Here is a 391-nt window from a genome sequence, read left to right as displayed (position 1 = left end):
CCAAAACATAACGATTAGTTAGCCTTCAATCCCAAATGCACGATATGCTTCTTTACTGTACACGCTTAAAGCGCTTTTAGGCATTTTGTTGTGCGAGAACTGGCCCATTGCATCCATTAGCACAACCTTCTTAAACGGGATATGAATCACCCTTGCTTGGAGCTTTTCAATCCGATACGCCAACGTGTCCGGCCAATATTCAGATAATGCTGCAGCGTTACGGATCGGAGTCCGATAATCAGTGTATGCAGCAATGATAGGAATTTCATACCGATCAACTGCTTGTTCAATTTCAAACGGAACCCAGTCGGTATCGAATCGCGTAGTCTCCCCGATGATCAGCACCATGTTCTTTGAGTTAGCGAGCCGTTCATGTAACGAACGACGCAGA

The 391-nt window shown here is 45.3% G+C and carries 1 protein-coding gene; it reads right to left on the bottom strand.

Annotation, left to right across the window (positions count from 1 at the left end):
- Positions 1-18: 18 nt before the first annotated feature.
- Positions 19-391, bottom strand: a 373-nt coding sequence (locus KVT32_RS28985) for a TIR domain-containing protein (protein ID WP_217619301.1), incomplete at its 5' end; no start/stop codon positions are given.

It is taken from the genome of Achromobacter sp. GbtcB20, assembly GCF_019091095.1.
Classification (GTDB): Bacteria; Pseudomonadota; Gammaproteobacteria; order Burkholderiales; family Burkholderiaceae_B; genus Achromobacter; species Achromobacter mucicolens.
Note: the sequence above shows the minus strand (reverse complement) of the source record. Positions and strands in the feature narration are given on the sequence as shown.